Annotated in this window: 18 protein-coding genes; 11 read left to right on the forward strand and 7 right to left on the reverse strand. The window is 59.4% G+C overall.

All coding sequences use genetic code 11. From position 1 onward, the window contains the following. The first annotated feature begins 528 nt into the window (after positions 1–528). A complete protein-coding gene (locus AC1ECK_RS26335) occupies positions 529–2,034 on the forward strand; it encodes an AAA family ATPase (protein WP_480324352.1) in 1,506 nt (501 codons plus the stop codon). Then, complete coding sequence (locus AC1ECK_RS26340) at positions 2,034–2,945, forward strand: HNH endonuclease (protein ID WP_480324354.1); 912 nt, start codon at positions 2,034–2,036, stop codon at positions 2,943–2,945. The genes AC1ECK_RS26335 and AC1ECK_RS26340 overlap by 1 nt, the downstream gene beginning before the upstream one ends. 311 nt (positions 2,946–3,256) lie before the next feature. On the opposite strand, the gene AC1ECK_RS26345 is transcribed toward AC1ECK_RS26340, so the two are convergent. After that, on the reverse strand, positions 3,257–3,391 hold the full coding sequence (locus AC1ECK_RS26345; RefSeq protein WP_480324454.1) for a tautomerase family protein: 135 nt from the start codon (positions 3,389–3,391) through the stop codon (positions 3,257–3,259). Positions 3,392–3,739: 348 nt separating this feature from the next. Continuing rightward, positions 3,740–4,120, reverse strand: a complete 381-nt coding sequence (locus tag AC1ECK_RS26350) for a tautomerase family protein (RefSeq protein WP_480324356.1) — start codon at positions 4,118–4,120, stop codon at positions 3,740–3,742. A 99-nt stretch (positions 4,121–4,219) separates the two neighbouring features. Between AC1ECK_RS26350 and AC1ECK_RS26355 the strand changes: the two genes are divergently transcribed. The 3 genes from AC1ECK_RS26355 to AC1ECK_RS26365 all read left to right on the forward strand — a co-directional run bounded on the left by AC1ECK_RS26355 (position 4,220) and on the right by AC1ECK_RS26365 (position 6,681). Next, on the forward strand, positions 4,220–5,074 hold the full coding sequence (locus tag AC1ECK_RS26355; RefSeq protein WP_480324358.1) for a LysR substrate-binding domain-containing protein: 855 nt from the start codon (positions 4,220–4,222) through the stop codon (positions 5,072–5,074). Positions 5,075–5,245: 171 nt separating this feature from the next. Continuing rightward, positions 5,246–5,647 (forward strand): DUF2442 domain-containing protein, encoded by a 402-nt coding sequence (locus AC1ECK_RS26360; RefSeq protein ID WP_480324360.1) that lies wholly within the window; start codon positions 5,246–5,248, stop codon positions 5,645–5,647. 92 nt (positions 5,648–5,739) lie between these two features. Next, the gene (locus AC1ECK_RS26365; protein ID WP_480324362.1) at positions 5,740–6,681 is read left to right on the forward strand and encodes an HTH-type transcriptional regulator ArgP; all 942 of its coding nucleotides are present in this window, start codon (positions 5,740–5,742) and stop codon (positions 6,679–6,681) included. Positions 6,682–6,683: 2 nt separating this feature from the next. Here AC1ECK_RS26365 and AC1ECK_RS26370 read toward each other — a convergent pair whose 3' ends face one another. Continuing rightward, positions 6,684–7,277 carry a hypothetical protein gene (locus tag AC1ECK_RS26370; protein WP_480324364.1) on the reverse strand — a complete coding sequence of 198 codons (594 nt, stop codon included), beginning with the start codon at positions 7,275–7,277 and terminating at the stop codon, positions 6,684–6,686. Between the two features lie 118 nt (positions 7,278–7,395). Here AC1ECK_RS26370 and AC1ECK_RS26375 point away from each other — a divergent pair, with 118 nt between their 5' ends. Both AC1ECK_RS26375 and AC1ECK_RS26380 read left to right on the forward strand, forming a co-directional pair. Continuing rightward, positions 7,396–7,833 (forward strand): MbcA/ParS/Xre antitoxin family protein, encoded by a 438-nt coding sequence (locus AC1ECK_RS26375; protein ID WP_480324366.1) that lies wholly within the window; start codon positions 7,396–7,398, stop codon positions 7,831–7,833. Then, the gene (locus AC1ECK_RS26380) at positions 7,830–8,531 is read left to right on the forward strand and encodes an RES family NAD+ phosphorylase (protein WP_480324368.1); all 702 of its coding nucleotides are present in this window, start codon (positions 7,830–7,832) and stop codon (positions 8,529–8,531) included. Before AC1ECK_RS26375 ends, AC1ECK_RS26380 begins: the two co-directional genes overlap by 4 nt. Positions 8,532–8,579: 48 nt before the next feature. Here AC1ECK_RS26380 and AC1ECK_RS26385 read toward each other — a convergent pair whose 3' ends face one another. The 4 genes from AC1ECK_RS26385 to AC1ECK_RS26400 all read right to left on the reverse strand — a co-directional run bounded on the left by AC1ECK_RS26385 (position 8,580) and on the right by AC1ECK_RS26400 (position 13,227). Beyond that, positions 8,580–9,317 carry a metallophosphoesterase gene (locus AC1ECK_RS26385; RefSeq protein WP_480324456.1) on the reverse strand — a complete coding sequence of 246 codons (738 nt, stop codon included), beginning with the start codon at positions 9,315–9,317 and terminating at the stop codon, positions 8,580–8,582. A gap of 154 nt (positions 9,318–9,471) precedes the next feature. Next, entirely contained in the window at positions 9,472–10,908 is a 1,437-nt protein-coding gene (locus AC1ECK_RS26390) for a c-type cytochrome (protein WP_480324369.1), read from the reverse strand. A gap of 24 nt (positions 10,909–10,932) precedes the next feature. Continuing rightward, the gene (locus AC1ECK_RS26395; protein WP_480324371.1) at positions 10,933–12,534 is read right to left on the reverse strand and encodes a GMC family oxidoreductase; all 1,602 of its coding nucleotides are present in this window, start codon (positions 12,532–12,534) and stop codon (positions 10,933–10,935) included. A 99-nt stretch (positions 12,535–12,633) separates the two neighbouring features. Next, the gene (locus tag AC1ECK_RS26400; RefSeq protein ID WP_480324373.1) at positions 12,634–13,227 is read right to left on the reverse strand and encodes a sugar dehydrogenase complex small subunit; all 594 of its coding nucleotides are present in this window, start codon (positions 13,225–13,227) and stop codon (positions 12,634–12,636) included. Between the two features lie 309 nt (positions 13,228–13,536). On the opposite strand from AC1ECK_RS26400, the gene AC1ECK_RS26405 reads away from it, so the two are divergent. The 4 genes from AC1ECK_RS26405 (at position 13,537) to AC1ECK_RS26420 (ending at position 15,955) form a co-directional block, all read left to right on the forward strand. Beyond that, the gene (locus AC1ECK_RS26405; protein ID WP_480324375.1) at positions 13,537–14,199 is read left to right on the forward strand and encodes a DUF1345 domain-containing protein; all 663 of its coding nucleotides are present in this window, start codon (positions 13,537–13,539) and stop codon (positions 14,197–14,199) included. 332 nt (positions 14,200–14,531) lie between these two features. After that, entirely contained in the window at positions 14,532–15,365 is an 834-nt protein-coding gene (locus tag AC1ECK_RS26410; RefSeq protein ID WP_480324377.1) for an RNase A-like domain-containing protein, read from the forward strand. After that, a complete protein-coding gene (locus AC1ECK_RS26415) occupies positions 15,365–15,658 on the forward strand; it encodes a contact-dependent growth inhibition system immunity protein (protein WP_480324379.1) in 294 nt (97 codons plus the stop codon). The genes AC1ECK_RS26410 and AC1ECK_RS26415 overlap by 1 nt, the downstream gene beginning before the upstream one ends. A gap of 12 nt (positions 15,659–15,670) precedes the next feature. Next, on the forward strand, positions 15,671–15,955 hold the full coding sequence (locus tag AC1ECK_RS26420) for a contact-dependent growth inhibition system immunity protein (protein ID WP_480324381.1): 285 nt from the start codon (positions 15,671–15,673) through the stop codon (positions 15,953–15,955). The last annotated feature ends 220 nt before the right edge of the window (positions 15,956–16,175 follow it).

The following is a 16,175-nucleotide window of genomic DNA, read 5'->3' on the forward strand; positions in this document are numbered from 1 at the left end:
AAGTGTTGCTTAATTCGCGCAAAGTTTGGGCGAGTAACCACATAACTTTCACGTCGACCGCCGGTATGGGTCTCTGTAGCGGCCTCAGCATACGCAATGTCTCCAAATTTTGCACACGTGAACGAACTTGGCGCGTCGCGTACCACACAATCTTAGCTGTCGGACGAACCCTCCGTCCATGATCTCCTGTTGCAGTCGGCTGCACTCCGAAGCTGCTCACCTCCCCAATATTTCCTTCGGAGTGCTCGCTTACGGCTCCGAATGGGCGTTGCAGAGTGACAGGAAATCTCTGCTTGAGAAAAAAGTTGGATGTGATGCATTTTTCAAATGAGAGATGGGACCTCCTTGATGCATCAGAGATGGCTGCCTCGTTTCAACTCGCCCCACTATTTGGCGAATTATGCCGTCGCTTGGGGCATTGGGAAATAAGCTCGTCGTTCACAGCGAACCAATTTTAACCAACTCTGATAGGATTGTATAATTTTCGATTTCAGGATAAATTGCAAATTCAAATAAAGGTTGAGATCGATGAAAGTATACATTCGGAATCGTCGTAGTGCGCGCGTGATCAACGACGGCACGTATCCTCATCTAGTGCTCACGCGCGACAGCTGGAATGACTACTTATACTATACGCTATTTGGTGTGCAATTGCGATTGGGGCCAGATTCCTCCGAGGAGCAAATTACGCTTAAATCGACATGTATTATGCGAAGGGGACAGCGAGAGGGTTTGGAGAATCGTCCGTTCGAAGAGTTAGGCGATGGCGTCGAGGTTCCGGCATCAGTGCTCCAAGATATTTGCTCGTTATCTAGCAGTGAGGAATATTACAACTCTCTCGAAAAACTTTCTCTGGACTTGGCTCGTGACGTTCTTACCACGTTGCGGGATGCTTCGTTAATGAAAGAAATTCGCGAAGAATTCCAATCCGAGCCGTGTTTCAAAATCTCACTATTGAGAGAATCAAGTGCGCGAGAGTTGCTTGATACCGCAGGTTCTCGCTTTGGAACCGAGCGGAAATTGATAAGCCGCTTTGAGGCAGAGATTCCACTTCCCGGTGCGAGTGCACCTCATCGATTCAACTTCGATTTTCGAGAACGACAAGGCGTCCCGCATCGAATCAATTCGATTGTGGGGCTAAATGGCGTGGGAAAAACTCAGGTTATGGCCCGCTTAGCAATGCTTTTGAGTGGCTTCTCGAAAGCTGCAACAAAGGAAAAACGAGCTACCTTAGGCACAGAAGGGATGCTAGAGCCACTTCCATCAATTTACACGGTCGTTGCGGTCTCATTTAGTGCCTTCGACGAATTCGATCGACCATCGAAGACTCAGGGGGAAAATTTTAAATATAGCTACTGCGGTTTGCAAAGCAACGGAGGGAAGCTCAAAAACAAGGAAACCTTGCTGGCAGACATTATGGCGGTGCTGTCAGACACTATGGAGGACGAGAAGCGGGCCCTTCTCAAGAGTGCTCTGCGGCATCTTGTGCGAGTTGACAACATTGACGATTTTGTCGATCAACCCGAACAACATGCTGGTCTGTATGAGCGATTGAGCGCAGGGCAGCGTCTGGCCTTGAATTGTATTCTCCACATCATCTCGAAAATCGGACCGCGCACACTCGTTTTGTTTGACGAACCAGAGTTGCATCTTCACCCCCAGCTGTTGACCGGCTTGCTTAACTCATTAGCGGAAATTTTGGAAAAACAAGATTCTTTTGCAATTATTGCGACTCACTCTCCGCTAGTGATTCAGCAGTTACCCAAAGAATGCGTGCATATCGTCAAAAGAGACCGAAGTACTCCTTTAGTCTTGAAGCCAACGTTTCAAACTTTTGGAGAAAGTGTATCCGACATCACGCGCTTCGTGTTTTCGGCAACAGAGTCGGATCGTGATTATCGAAGTATTCTCGACAAGATGTTTCTCGAAAAAGGAGGAGATATTGACGCTATCCGCGAATTGTTTGACGGCCAGCTTAGCCTGAACGCCAATATATATCTCGAATCGTTGCGGCGTTCGGAGGATATTCGCTAATGAGATTTCAGCCACTAGCCGACCTCGATGAAGGGACCTATCTCGCCGCAATTTTCAGAGCAAAACACCAGCCAAGACGAGATCTGCTGATTGCTGCGCAGGATAGAGTGCTCCGACGGTGTGAAGTTTACGCGGAACAACTCGCAGTTATGCGCCCTCCATCAAGAGAAGAGTGGTCTGAGGATGTTGCCGAGTCTCTTCAATCTTGTTATAACAGCGCGACCGAACCTCTCAACGTCCTTAAAGATGATATCTTGAGAGGGCTGCAGGCAAACTCGGAAGTTAATCTGCAACGCTGTCCGTATTGCATGCTCAACGAACCCAAAACATGGGATCACTATCTTCCGAAGACACACTATCCCGAGTACTCGTCATACCACGCAAATCTCGTATACGTGTGCTTTGGTTGCAATCATCGAAAGCACGACGAGTATCACGACGCAGAGCTCGTTTATTGTCACCCCTATTACACCGTCCTCGACGAGATAGCTGTACTGCACTGCGTTGTCTCGGTGGTCAATGACCGGCTAGCAATAAACTACTACTGCGCGGGCACTGGAGAGCACAAACATTTGGCGGCGATTGCACAGGAGCATCTTTCGAGGCTCGGGTTGAACACTCGTTTCAAGGGCGAAGCCGCAAGTTTGGTGAGTGGGTTTATCGGAGACATCCGAACTGCATTTCCACGGGGGATATCCGCACCATCTATAAGCAATCTACTTCGTGCAAAGTATGCGGAGGCCAAATCTAGATTGGGAGCAAATGCTTGGGACGCTCGGTTGTGGCATGGGTTGAATCAATGCGCAGAGTTCCTCGCTTACGTCAATCGACGAATTGTCCTGGATATCGGACCATCCGCCGCTGGATTTGATGTGCCGGCACCGCCTCCCGACGTCGCATTGACAACTTAGAGATCTGGTGATCGCCAACTCGCGCCGGGATCGAGGCGAAGCTGATCAAACAACTAAAGTTTGAACGGCTCGCCTTGCCGGTTTCCTCGTGACTTGACGGAATTCCGTCCGTTGCCAGCGTGCGTTGCAGGGTCTGCGCAGTGAGGCAAATCATCCTGACCGGGACCAAACGTGGCGCATTGGCCTCGCCCGTAAAGGCACCATCACGCAGATAGCACAAAGGACTTCTTTATCGGCGTTTCAGCTTGCTGCTTATACCCGTGCAGCACGAACACGCTGACTCGCCCCACATTCTGCGTGGGCGCAAATAGCTACTGTTTGCAAACATTTCCGAACGACCAGTTCTCCTTGGGAACGTCCACGGGGTTCGCAAACACGTCTTCCGGCCGCATGCCCGGACTCTCTGCCAAACGTTCGGCGATTCGCTTGTACAGGCTTTTCTTCAGTTAGACCGTGCGCGAGTTGTTCGCGGTGATCTAAATATCAGACAGATCACCGGATGATAGACAGGCTTGCGGGGCATGGGGTTTGGCCTGCTAAGTTGACATTTTCCGCGTTGGCGTCCGACCCGTGTCAGGTAGAGCAAAGTGCAATCAATTGCACTCCGAGGGCGGAAAAAAGCCCGCACCCCAGTGAGGTAACGGGCTAACACACTTGCTGATCGGGTAGGCTATCCAACCCGGATATCATTTAACTGCCATCCGGCCCACCATGCATATCCCCAATTCCAGGGATGCCCGTCTACCGACTGGAACGGCCCCCTGAAACTGCGGACACAAACACCCAATCCATCCTCAAGCGTACTGGGCAATTCCCAAACCAAAACTCCAGTTCTCTTTCGGCACATCCACCAGATTCACAAACACGTCTTCAGGCCGCACACCTGGGCTTTTAGCCAGACTCTCGGCTATGGCAGCGTACAGTTTCTTCTTCTCCGCCGCGCCTCTAGTGTTATTCGCAGTGATCTGAATCAGCACAAGGTCGTCGCTGCGGTGGATGTCCAGGTAGTGCTTGCCGTAAAAGAAGTTGTCCTCATCGTGTTCGGTGACGACCATGAAAATATCGTCTTCCGGCACGTTGAAGATTTCCATCAAGGAACGGTGGATACCCTGCGTGATGGCTTTCCGATAAGCCGCCGGCTTGCCGGCGCGTACTGCAATACGGGTGAACGGCATGACGAAAACCTCTTTTTGAAGAAGATGGAGTACACAGCTTAGGTCGCATCATCCATAATGAACAGACATTCATGATGATTTCATCTATTTCAAATCGAAATGAAAGTCCTCGATCTCGATGCCGTGCGCGCGTTCGTTCTGGTCGCCGATCTGCATAGCTTCACGCGAGCGGCGGATGCGCTCGATACCACCCAGTCGGCCGTCAGCCTGAAGCTGAAGCGGCTGGAATCGCATCTCGGCAAGCAGTTGGTGGAGCGCACGCCGCGCGTCGTGCGTTTGTCGGCAGATGGCCATGTCTTTCTGAACGCCGCGCGCGACCTGCTAAACGCGCATGAACGGGCGCTCGGTTCGTTGTCAGTCGAGCGGCGCAGGCTCACGCTGGGCCTGAGCGAGCACGTGGCCGGGGCGGACCTGCCGGATATGCTGGCCAAGCTGGATGCTTACGATCCGGGGCTCGTGGTCGAGTTGCACCTTGGCATGTCGGCGGCGCTGCTTGCGCAGTTCGACGAACGGCGGCTCGATGCAGTGATCGTCCGCTACGAACCGGATGATGCGCCGCGCGAAGACGCCACCGTGCTGTTCACCGAACCGCTCGGCTGGCTTGCCGCGCCGCAATGGCTGCTGCGGGTCGGCGAACCGTTGCCGCTCGCGCTGCTCACCGCGCCGTGCAACGTGCGCGCGGTGGCGATTCATGCGCTGGATGAAGCGGGTATTGCGTGGCGCGAGGCGTTCGTCGGTGGCGGGGTGGCGGCAGTCGGCGCAGCGGCGGCGGCAGGACTGGCCGTAGCGCCGTTGGCGCGGCGCGTGGCGCCGCGAGGGCTGGTCGACGTCGGCGCGCGGCTCGGCTTGCCGTCATTGCCGGAGTCACGCGTGACGCTGCATTCGCGGCTGCGCGATCCACGTTCGGTGGAGACGTTGAGGTTGTTGGCGGGCGGGTTGGGGAGTGGGCTTTGAGTTGTATTGAAGCCAAGTCTTCGCTACGGTAGTACAATCTCAAAAACCTAAGCAGCTAGGGTATACAATTCGAGGCATGCCCATCATTGCCCGAATCGACGGCCTGATCGTCGTCATTTATCCACACGACCATGCACCACCCCACGTGCAAATGCTCGGCCCTGATCACCCATGAATCCGCAAGAAGAATGGCGTCTCGCTCGCGAGCGCGGAGCAGAAACTGCAAAGCGACCTGCCGCCCGCACGGCTTGCTATAAGCCCCGGACGAAGCGTCTCGAAATCACGCTCACCAACGGCATCTCGTTGCTAGTTCCGATCGCCTATATCGAAGGCCTGCATCGGGCTGCGGCGGCCGACCTTCGTGAAATCGAGATTTTCGGCTTGGGCTCCGCGCTCGTCTTCCCCAAACTGGACGAAGTAGTTTCGGTGCACGGCCTGATCGACGGCGTGTTCGGCTCCAAAGCCTGGATGCGTGACATTGGGCGCGCAGGCGGGAGCGTCCGGTCCGAGGCTAAATCGTCCGCCGCGCGCGAGAACGGCAAGAAGGGAGGCCGTCCACGCAAAGCGGCGTGAAGCAGGCGTCCGACTTCACTGCTGTTTTGCCGCGCAGCGCTTGCCGCACTCCTATTCAGCCGTCGCTTTTAGCAGCTATCCCAAGGCACCAAGTGGACCTCGACCCCCGCCAAACCACCGCCGTTCGCGCCGTCATCGAAACCGGCAGTTTCGAGCAGGCCGCCGCGCGTCTGAACATCACGCCCTCCGCGGTGTCGCAGCGCGTGCGCGCGCTCGAAACCCGGTTGGGCAATCCGTTGATCGTGCGCACCCGCCCCTGCCGGGCCACCAGCATGGGGCAACGCCTGTTGCAGTACCTGCGCCGCACCGCGTTGCTGGAAGACGACTTTGCGAGCGATCTCGCCGGCGCCAATGAAGCACTGCTTAAAGTTGCCGCAGCGGTGAATGCCGACACGCTGTCCACCTGGTTCTTCCCTGCTCTCTCCGAGATCCTGCTGCAGGAAAACGTACTGCTCGACCTGACCGTCGACGATCAGGATCACACGCATGCTTTACTCGCATCTGGCCTGGCAATCGGCTGCATTACCACCGAACCGGCCCCCATGCGCGGCTGCTTCGCCGAGCGGCTAGGCGCGATGCGTTACCGTCTGGTTGCTTCGACGGCCTTCGTCGAACGCTGGTTTCCGAACGGCCTGACGCGCGAGGCAGCGCGCCGCGCACCGGTGATTTTGTCGTCGCGCAAGGATGCCTTGCAGGCGCGCTTCCTGGAGGCACGTTTCGGCTTGCCGCCGGAGGCGTATCCCTGCCACTACGTCCCCGCCCCGGTGCCGCGTTATATGGCGATCCAGCGCGGCCTTGCCTATGGAATGGTGCCGGAGCTCGAGTTCGGCGATGCGGTGCTGCGCGGCGAGCTGTTCGATTTGGCGCCCAGGCAGCCGACCGACGTCGAATTGTACTGGCACGCCTGGAAAGTGCAGTCGCCGCGGCTCGAGAAGCTGTCGGCACGCATTGTCGAACTGGGACGCGCGGCGCTTGCCGGGCCGGGTGTATCGGGCGCGGCAAACGCCAAGGGCAAACGCAAACGCGCCGCTTGAGTTCAGTGCAGGATAGGCGGTAGATTGCCACCGCTGGCGGCGGGCTTCGCCGCCATGCTGCCCATCGCGGGAGCAGATTGAGCCGGCGCGGATGCCGCCGCTTGTGTTGCGTCTCGTGTCGCTACCGGTTTCACAGCAGGTTTCGCCTGAGCGTCCGCCATGCCGGAGCCGGTATGCCCAGCCGTACTCCGCCCCGCCACTTTCTGCGCCTTCGGATGAGCCGCCGCATGGACATGCGCGCCGTTCGACTGCGCCACCTTTAACGACTTCTTCGGTTCACCCTTCACCGCAACCTTCGCATGGGTTTTCGCCGCATGCCCGGCATGTGTTGCCGTCTTACGCTCCACATGCGACGCAGCCTTGTGATCGGCATGCGGCACCACCTTCTTCGACGCGGGCTTATGCGGCTTGTTCTTGCCCTTCGAGGCGGCGCCTTTACCCGCCACTTTCTTACCAGCAGGCGCGTGAGCTTTCTCCTTCTTCGGCGCATGCCGCGCTTCAGGCGGATTCCACACCTCGGCGTACTGCGCCGCCTGCGCGCCCACTGCCCAGCACCCTACTGCCAACGCTACCGCTACTGCTCGCACCCACAACATCACCTGCCGCTCCTCGTCGTCTCGTTCGCTCGTCGGGGCACGATTATACCCAATCCGTCCTTGCAATAATCCATATCTGGACTATTATTGAGACAAAGTACAAATTAGGACCAGCCCCATGTCTCGTGCCGCCCACGCCCCCAATGACGATCCGCCGCTGCGCCGGCCCGTCACAGAACCCTCGCTGACCGAGATGTCGGCGGCAGGCTTGCGTGCCTTCTTCAAGATCGCCAGCGACTGGGATTTGAGCACCGAGGAACAGATCGTCCTGCTCGGTTCGCCAGGCCGCTCGACCTTCTTCAAGTGGAAAGCCGAACCGCAATCGGCGCGGCTGGGCCACGACACGCTGGAACGGCTGTCGCTGCTGCTCGGCATTTACAAGGCACTGCAGATCTTGCTGCCGCAACCCGCCGCGGCCGACGGCTGGATCAAACGTCCCAACAGCGCAGCGCCGTTCGGCGGACGGCGCGCGCTCGACCGGATGCTCGGCGGCAACGTCAGCGACCTCGTCGCCGTGCGCCAGTATCTCGACGCAATGCGAGGCGGCTGGGCGTGACTGAACCGACTTGGCAAGACCGCTGGCGCGTCGCGCCGCTCGACTGGTCGCCCGCGTATCGTGTGATTCCGACGCGCTTTCCGGCGGTGAACCTGTTCGACCGGGTGGCTTCGCCCGAAGACTTCGACGCACTCTACGCGCTCGAAGCAATGACCAACGACCGCCTGCGCACCGAGGTCGGCGAAATCGATCTGGTGCCGCGCGAAGAGCGCCGCTTCGGGCCGGGCTACGGGCCGATCATGGCGGCGCTCACGCATCTGAATCCGCTCGGCAGCCGGTTTTCGGACGGCAGCTACGGCGTGTTTTATTGCGCCCGTTCGCGCGCCACCGCCATCGCCGAAACGCGCTATCACACCGGCAAATTCCTCGCGGCCACGGCCGAGGAGCCGACACGCCAGCAGATGCGGCTATACACGGTGATGGCCAGTGGCGTGGTGGTCGATTTGCGCGACGACGCGTCGCTCGACGCCGCCGTTCTGTCGCCGCACGACTACGTTGCCGGCCAGTCGCTCGGGCGGGCGGTGCGCGCAGCCGGTGCGCCGGGAATCGCGTATCCGTCGGTGCGCGATCCGGGCGGCGAATGCCTGGCGGCATTCAAAACCTTGCTGCTGCGGGACTGTCACCATGCCGCCTATCTGGAGTACAACTGGAACGGCAGCGCCATCGATATGGTGTTCGAATTGAATCAGGTGGGGTAGGCGGCGCAAGGCGCAGCGTAACGCAACTCAAGGCGAAGACGCGAGCGCTCAAGGCAAGGCCAGCGCCGCAGCCCCTTCCGCCCGCGCCATATCCACCGACACGGACCAGCGTTGCGTCCGACGGGCTTCGACCATGGTCAGCTTGCCGCCCGGCCCGAACGCGCCGGTGTCGATAAACACCTGCGCGCCGATCTGCTGGATGCTGCGCATCGGCGTATGGCCGCAGTAGGTCAGCGACAGACTGCGCTGCCGCCCCGGGTCGCCGTTGCCCATCGCGAGCTGGCGGCCCCACAGCAGTTGCTGGCGTTCGTCGGCGGTGAACTCGCCGAGATCGAGTTCGGCGTCGGTGCCGAAGTATTCCGCATGGAGCACGTTGAAGCGCTCGTTGCCGCTGCCGATCACCCGCACGAGCGGCAAGCGGCTCAAGCGCTGCGCATAGTGGCGCAGTTTTTCGTCCGACAACTGCACCGCCCACGCGCCGCCAATGCCGTACCACCACTGCCGGCGCAGGCGCCCTTCGGCAACCGCGCACAGCGTGTCCTCGTGATTGCCGAGCACCGCATAGAACCAGGGCTTGTCGAGCAGCGCGAGCGCCTCTTCGGACTGGCTGCCGCGGTCGATCAGATCACCGACTGAGAACAGCCGGTCGCGCGAAGGATCGAACGCCACCTCACGCAACAGATAGCGCAGCGCATCGACGCAGCCATGCAGATCGCCGACGACAAAGTCGCGGCCGGTGCGGTTGACAGCGTGGTGTTCGACAGTGTTAACGAGTGCGGTAACCATTCGAGCATGATAGAACGCGAACGCAAAGTGCGTATGCGCGGTTTCCATCTTTTCTCAGACGCTTGGCCGCACCGTGGCTGTCCCTTTTAGCCGGAGCGGCAGCACGCCCGGAAAACCCTGCCGGATTACATCGCGTTCCCTCGATCCCGAGCGGTCATTGTTGCTGCGCGCGCAGCTTGGCCACCTGATCGACCGTCACCACAGCTTGCGGATTGCCGAACTGCCTGGTCACGTAGTTCGTGATCGCAGCCACCTGATCGTCGGTAAGTTCGCTGCCGAACGCCGGCATCAGCACATCGGCCTGTTTCGTCGTACGACTGACGCCGTGCAGAATCACCATCGCCAGGTTGTCGGGACTGCTGGCACCGGCGGTGCTGTTGTGAATCAGCGACGGATACGCGCCCGGCGCACTCGCGCCGATGCCCTGCCCGGTCCAATTGTGGCACGTGGCGCAATTGGCCACGAACAGTTGTGCGCCGTTCACCGCGGTAATGTCGGTGCCGCGCAACGCGGTCACATCATGCGCGGGCGCGCCCCACTGGTCGCGCGGATGCGTCTCGCCGCCGCTGACCGGCGCGACCGAACGCAAATACGTGACGATCGAAGTCAGATCTTCCGGCGTCAGATACTGCGTGCTGTCCGCCACCACCTCGCCCATCGGCCCCGCAGCATTGGCGCGTCCCGGCACTACGCCGGTAGACAGATAGCTGACCAGTTCGTCGTCGCTCCAGTTGCCGACCCCGCTGTTCTTGTCGGGCGTGATGTTAAACGCATGCCAACCGGCCTGGGTCGCGCCGGAAAAACGCTCGCTCGTCTTCAGACCTTGCAGGATGTTACGCGGTGTATGGCATTCCTCGCAGTGCGCCAGCCCTTGCACCAGATAGGCGCCGCGATTCCATGCCGCGCTTTGCTTGGGATCGGGCACGAAGCGGCCCTCGTTGAAGTTGAACAGATTCCAGAACACCATCAGCCAGCGCAGGTTGAACGGAAAGCGCATGTTGTTGCGCGGCGGCACGTAATGGATCGGCGTCAGCGTGTTCAGATAGGCGCGAATCGCCTGCACGTCCCGGTCGGTGACCTTGGTGTACTCGGCATACGGGAAAGCCGGATAGAGCCGCTCGCCGCTCTTGCCGATGCCCTCGTGCATCGCGCGCTGGAAATCGGCGTCGGTCCATTGACCAATACCGGTGTCCGGATCCGGCGTGATGTTCGGCGTATAGATCGTGCCGAACGGCGTGTTGATCGGCAGACCGCCGGCGAACGGGCGGCTCTTGTCGGCCGTGTGACAGGCGACGCAGTCGCCGGCACGGGCGAGGTATTCGCCGCGCTTGACGAGATCCTGATCGGCGGAGGCAATGCCGGCTGCAGCCGGTTGTGCAGCCGGCTCCGACTGGGAAGCGTCGTCGGCGTGCGCCTGCGCAATCGGCGATTCGTCGTCCTGACGCGCGGGCGGGTCATACGCCGCCTGCCACGCAACGTACAAGGCAAACAGCGAAAAAGCAGCGGCGCAGGTGGCCACCCGGATACGGCGGCGACGCGTGGCCTGTGCGGGCGAACCGGCCGGCTGCACGCGAGACGTCTTGTTCGTCATTGTGACTCTCCGTCAAGGCACCGGTCAGATTTCACGCTTGAGCTTGTCCGCCAGCTTCAGGGACAAGGCCGCAATCGTCAGCGTGCAGTTCACCGAAGCCGCCGTGGGCATTACGCCGCTGCTCGCAATGAACAGATTCGAGTGATCGTGCGTACGGCAATCCGCATCGACGACGGAATCCGCCGGATCGCTGCCCATGATGGTGGTGCCCATGATGTGATTGTTCGGCGCGAAGGTGTCGTCAAACGAGACTTCGGCGCCGCCGAACAGCACCGCGATCTGCGCATAGAGCTCGTGTGTGTTCGCTGCGCTCTTCTTCACGTAGTCGTTGATCGAGTAGTAGATCTCCGGCTGCGGAATGCCGAGCGTATCCTTGTGATCCGCCGAAGGCATGATGCGATTCTGCGGCTCGGGCAGATGCTCGTGAAAGCTGTTGATGTTCAGCGTCCGCGCGGTGCGGTCGCGGATCTGGCGGTCCAGTTCGGCGCCGGTGAGGCCCTGCTTGATGAGATCGGCGCTCACCGACATGGTCGGCACGCCGTTGGACAAATGCAGCTTCTTCGCCGCGTAGTCGGAACGGAACGCGCCGTCGCGGAAGTTCACCACCGAGGTCATTTCCATCGGCCCGCGTCCTGGCCACAACGGCTCGTTGGCAAGAAAGGTCACGCCCGTGCCCGGATGGTCCATGAGGTTGCGGCCTACCTGGTCGGAACTGTTGCCGATGCCGTGCGGGAATTTGTCCGAGGTCGACATCAGCATCAGCTTGGGCGTTTCGATACCGTTCGCCGCGAGCACAAACAGTTTGCCGCTGACCCGTGTGCTGTTGCCGCTCGGATCCTTGTAATGGACCGCGGTAATCAGACCTTTATTGTCCGCTTCGACGCGATATACCACCGCTTGCGGAATCAGCTTCGCACCCGCCTGCTCCGCCTTCTCGGCATGCACCACGCCGTTGTACATTGCCGCGATCGGACAGATCGGCATGCAGTTGTTGTTGCCGCAGCAGGTCGGTCGTGCATCGTACGGCCGGCTGTTGCGGGCCACCGGCTCGGGCACCACCTTGAAGCCCTGGGCGTTGAGCACGTCGCTAAAGCGCTGGTCCATATACGACAGCGGCAACTGGCTCATCGGATAGGGTTTGGAGCGCGGCGAGCCGAGATCGATGCTGCTGTCGGGACCTGACACGCCGAGTTGCTGTTCCGCAGCGAAGTACCAGGGTTCGAGCGTTTCATACGGATACGGCCAGTCGCGGCCCACCCCGTACAACTTCTTCAACTGGAAGTCCGAAGGCAGCAGCCGCCATGCGGCCGCCGCCCAGTGCCACGTGGTGCCGCCCACCAGCCGGACATACTGCGAGTTGTACGGATAGTCACCCTTCTGGATCAGATAGTTGTTGGCCGGCGCATACTCGGGATGCGGCGCGTAAGGCGTGGAAGGATACGGGGTCGCAAAATCGGACTTGGCCGGCGAATTGCGGAAGTTCTCGACAATCTGCCAGCGCGGAATGCGCGGCCCGGCTTCGAGCAAGATGACCGAGACGCCTGCCAGGGCCATCTGATGCGCCACCAGGCCGCCTGCCACGCCCGAGCCGACTACGACGACATCGGCGGAATTTGAGTTTGCCATTGTTGCCCTCTTGAGCTGGCTTATCGCTGCTTGCTTGTTTATGCATGCCGCAGTCACAACCGACGCGACCGGCGACACGCGCGAGAGGCATGCCGCGCTTCAAGCGCCGGCGGGCTTTTGGGTCCAGTAGAACGGCACGTCGCGGCAATAGGACGGAATCGTCAGCACGTCCTTCACCGGATCGAACATCAGCGCACTTTCGTAGGCCACCACCTGCACGTGCGGCATCTCGCCGACCAGGCCGAGATACCAGGCGCGCATGACGGCGCCGACGGTCTTCGCGAGCACCGGCTGGTCGGCCTGCAAGGCCTGCGTGACCGTGTCCGAAGGCACGCCGCCGTGACCTTGCAGCCAGGTGTTGAGAGCCGCGACATTCTGCGTGAACTGGCTGTCGGAGCGGGCCAGCGCATCGTAGACGCGCTTGCCGAGGACCGGGTCGAAGCCGGTTCGACCGGTGAGATGCTGTGAAAGAGCGAGGAAAGCATCGAGACCGCCACCGGCGGGTGCATCGGCAAAGGCCGGCGAAATCCCGAACGATGCGCCGGATGGTATGCCGAAGCGGCCGGCGCTCGTGAACGCCAGCACGGCAGCCGCGGCGCATGTGCCTAACAACCAGCTACGGCGGCCGGCGGAATGGGCGTGCGTCACCGCGCGGCGCGCATCGTTCTCATCGTTGTCTTGAACATCTGCCATGGGGGCTCCACAGATGACGAGTCAATTCTTTTCAACCGGCCAACTTTACAGGGTGCGGCATGCCGCTCTCTGCAAGTTGTTCCGATTGTCCGCCCCAAAACCTGGTCTGTGCCGCTTCAGCGGTCTCGTATGATTGTCGCGATACGGTGTGAAAGCCCGGCGCAAGGCCGTTGCGAAAGACTATAGCCGCCTCGCGGCCATTCGACAATTGGTGCCCAAGGGTGCCCGAGGCTCGCGGTAGAATCAGCAACGCTCAATTCTGCTTAGCAGTGCTGTGCCGACCCCGACGCAGCCTCATCTTGACCGCCCATGCCAACGAGTCTTTATCCGCAGGTCCTCCGCAACCGCCCGCGCATGGTCGCGGCGCTTGTAATCGGTATCATCGTCGCGCTGGCGTTGCCTTGGCACATCAGGCCGATGGTGCGCGTGCTGGCTGCATGGGACGTCTCGATATGGACGTATCTCGTGCTGATCTGGGTGCATATGGCGGGTGCGCATGAGAACAAGGTCCGCGAATTCGCGCTGCGTGACGACGAAAACGCCGGTGTCGTGCTGGTCGTGATCTGCCTGGCCACGCTGGCGAGTATCGCCGCCATCGTGCTCGAACTGGCGTCCGCGAAAAACCTCGGCGCCGCGTCGACCCTCGCGCACTACCTGGTCACCGGCCTGACAATGTTCGGCGCATGGTTCCTGATTCCAACCATCTTCACGCTGCATTACGCGCGGCTCTACTACGGCTCGGACTCGCACGAAACCGCGCTGCTGTTCCCCGATCACAAGCTGCAGCCGAACTATTGGGACTTTCTGTACTTTTCGTTCACGATTGCGGTCGCTTCGCAAACTTCGGACGTGGTTCTCAGATCGCGCTCGATCCGGCGCGCCGCGCTGGCGCAGTCGATTCTCTCGTTCTACTTCAACGTGGCCGTGCTGGGCCTGTGCGTCAACATCGCCGCGGGACTGCTTGGCTCGTGACGTAAGCTCGTGGCCGTAGGTAGACGGCAGCGCACCCGAGGCGCCGTGTCCACGCGTGCCGGCATCGTAGATTGTTAACTAACGATGCCCCCTCTCCCTTTCGTGTAAAAACCGCGTAAGGGGCACCCGAATTACACGCCGGCAGCGCACCTCGCCCGCCCTGTCTTGCACCACACACGCGCTGCGCCTCGCGCGCGTACTCCTGCATCGCAGCACCATCTCTTGGGAGAGGTTGCCTATTCTGAGTTCGCACAATTCATCCATCGCCCATAGCCGAACAGTGAGTCCACCAGTTAGCGTGAAAGTCCAACAGGAATACAGAGGACTTTTGCATGTCACAGGTGAATGAGTCAGACGGTGTTCGCGTCGTACTGAGCGCCCCACAACTGGCGGCGGTGCTGTCCCGCCAGTCGATCGACCAGACGGAAATGCTTTCCAACCGGCTATGGGGCGGCTTGCAGGTTGTCGGCGGTGCGCTGGAAATGGTCGGGGCAGCAGCGCTCTGCGTCGTCCCAGAACCGACAATGGCTAGCAAGGCTGGATGTGTTGTGTTTGGGGTGCACGGCTCAGACATGGCAGCGGCCGGTTTGCGTCAGGTATGGACGGGCCAGGATACGGTCACACTGACCCAGCAGGGCACGGCAAAACTGGCCGAGACGATGAAGGCCAGTCCAGACATGGCAAACAATATCGGCCTGTCGCTCGATATGGTGGTGCCGTTCGGCTTCGCCGGCTCGATCAAGGCCGTGCGGGCTTCGCGGATTGTGGTGGGTCGGATCAACCTGATGGAGCACGAAGCGAAGGCTGGGAGCAAGATTGGCGGGCATACATTCGAAAAGCATGTGGGGCGCACTGAGAAACAGTTGCGCCAGAGGCTTATTGATGAACCGGATAGGAAAGTAGTTTCATCCTTTTCCAACCTGCAAATGGCGGAATGGGCGCTATCAAAGGTGATGCAATCGAATTCCATGACGATCAAGGCGTGGTCTCAGTCATCTTCGGGCGTCCCTCTGGTCTTGAGAGAAAACGTGGGAAAAAATGTCGGTTACGGAATTGTTCGTGATTCGGGAAAGCTGGTCCAGATGAGCAAAGTGAGAATCATCCTGAAATGCGCAAGATTTAACGGTATGCCTTATTATATTTTTACATCTTACTTGGAGGGGTAATGCAGGAACAGCCAAAATACCCAAACCTCGAATTGCTCTTCGGTGCCTATCTCAATCAAGATTACGATTTGCACGGTGAAACGGTCTATGATGTTTTGCTGGTCTACCGTGGGGACATAAGCGAGGACATGCGCCAAGCCGCCGTTTTGGAGATAGAAAGATTCAAGGTAGACCATCGCGGCGACTTGGAGAGCGCGTTCGAATTAGCGTATGAGCGTGAGATATCCATCAAGTCACACGGCTATACGGCTCAGTCGTTCCTTGAAGAATTACTGAGTCTCCTGAGTGCGTAACGTTCCACAATCGTGAACTACGGCACATACGACAATCTCGAACAGTTGCTCATGGGACGATTCCATGAGGACTATTCGATCTATGGAAATTCGATTCCTGAACTCGTCCACTCTTACAACACGACGCCGGACGAACGGGCAGCAATGCTGGAAGAGATAACCCGATTCCAGCAGGTCAACTCGGACTGCCTCGATATACCGTTTGACAGCCTCTTTGGGTCTGATTGCGATCCAACTCTTTGGGGCCACACGACCGCCTCATTTCTTGAGGAATTGAAGCGATTCCTGAGTGAGTAGGCACCCCCCGACCGCGCCGTCTGGTGGCACGCCTCTATGCCTCAGAGTGGTGTGTTTGCCAAGCCATTTGGCCGTGCCTTGTGCACGGCCTTTTTTTCCACCCGTTCAACCTGACTCGCGGCGCGGTTGCAGAGCCAATCTTTGGCGAGGGTGCCGCTGCCGTACAAAACCCGTCGCGGCCCGGCATATTACGGTGCCGATGAGAATCTGCACCGCGCGC

Source organism: Paraburkholderia sp. SSBN10T (genome assembly GCF_056619545.1).